Below are 1,696 nucleotides of genomic sequence, written 5' to 3' on the forward strand. Positions count from 1 at the left end.
TTTGGCGACAAAAACGGCCCGCCTGACACGGCGGGCCAGTCGGGGAGTGTGTTAAGAGGTCAGTAGCTCTGGTTCAGTTCATCGGCGGCCGGGATTTCGCGTTCGCGCCGGGCGATGTAGTCCAGCAGCGCCTCGTTCCTGGCCTCGTCCAGTTTCGGCTCTTGATATTCGGCCAGCAGCTTGCGCGCATGTTTCAGTGCACGTTCCGTAATTTCGACGCTGCCTTCCGCCTGCCATTGCTCAATCGAGTTGTTGTCGAACAATTCCGGCATGAAGAACGCAGTCTGAAAGTTCTCCTGCGTGTGCGGGTGGCCCAGGTAGTGACCGCCGGGACCCACATCCGGAACCGCCGCCAGCGCCTGATCGAAGTCGCTCCATTTCGGCCCCTCGGCCATGCGATAGGCCATGGCGCATTGCTCGGCATCGACGATGAACTTGGCGACCGAGCAGTGCATGCCCGCCTCGTTCCAGCCGGCCGAGTGCCAGATATAGTTGGCGCCCGCATGAACAACCGCGCCCAGCGTGGTCGCCGATTCATACCCCGCCTGCGCGTCAAAGGTCTTGGCCCCGCCCAGCGTGTTAGAGGTTCGCCACGGCACGTCATAGAACCGCGCCATCTGGCCGATCATGAAATTCATCAGGCTGATCTCGGGCGTCCCCGCCATCGGCGCGCCCGACTTCATCGACACCGTCGACAGATAGTGCCCCCAGATCGCCGGTGCGCCTTTGCGGATCACCTGCGTGTAAGCCAGCGCCGACAGCGCCTCGGCGGTCAGCTGTGCCACGGTTGCGGGCACCGACGCGGGCGTGTTCGCACCCCCCAGAACGAAGGGTGAGCACAGCACCGGCTGGTTGCGGCGGCAGAAGGCGCGCATCGCGCCCAGCATGGTCTCATCCCAGACCAGCGGGCTGTTACCGTTACAGTTGCCGGTGGTCACCGGATGGTCGTCGATGAAGCCTTCGCCGAACAGGATGTCGCACATATCCATCACATCCTCGGCATTCCTGGGCGAGGTGGTCATGCCCATGAACATCTTGTCCGAGTATTTCATCGACGAATAGGTGATGCGCAGATGCCGCTGGCTGATCGGGTGATCGTAGGGCTCGACAATATGGTGGGCCGAGCTGTGCAGCGCCGGCATCATGTGGCTGAGCTTGTGGAACATCGCCAGATCTTCCAGCAACGGATTGCGGCGCACATCATCCAGATCGCGCAGGAACGGTGCGCCGGTCATCGGCACGAAGACCGAGTGCTTGCCGCCCAGCTTGACGTTATTGGCCGGGTTGCGGGCGTGATAGGTGAACTGCGCCGGGATGGTCGAGATCAGCTCGCGCACCATGTTGCGGTCCAGATAGACCAGCTCTCCATCCACCTTGGCCCCGGCTTTCTTCCAGTCCTCCAGCGCGATGGGATCGCGAAACTGAACGCCGATATTCTCCAGTATATCCATGGCGGCGCTGTCGATGCGTTCAACCTGGCTGCCATCCATCACCTCGCATTCGGGGATGTTGCGGGTCAGGCCGGGCAGCATCTGAAAATTTGGCGCAGTGCGCTTGGCACGACGCGCGGCGCGTCCACCAGAGCGCGAAGCTGTACGCGTGGTCATAGGGCATGTCTCCAATCTTGTCGCCAAAACTGAAGGATTCGCCAAACTCAAACCTCACTGATTGCGATATCTGATTGCAGAAAACGACA

1 protein-coding gene is annotated in these 1,696 nt (G+C 61.3%); it reads right to left on the reverse strand.

Features of this window, described 5'->3' with window-relative positions; all coding sequences use genetic code 11:
- Positions 1–59: 59 nt before the first annotated feature.
- Positions 60–1,607, reverse strand: a complete 1,548-nt coding sequence (locus AC2FEE_RS25555; protein WP_496868220.1) for a trimethylamine methyltransferase family protein — start codon at positions 1,605–1,607, stop codon at positions 60–62.
- Between the last annotated feature and the right edge of the window lie 89 nt (positions 1,608–1,696).

The organism is Ruegeria sp. YTSC199, from assembly GCF_059609725.1.

Bases quoted from the DNA above. Each gene is read 5' to 3' on its own strand.
- AC2FEE_RS25555 (WP_496868220.1), bottom strand. From the start codon at position 1,607: ATGACCACGCGTACAGCTTCGCGCTCTGGTGGACGCGCCGCGCGTCGT.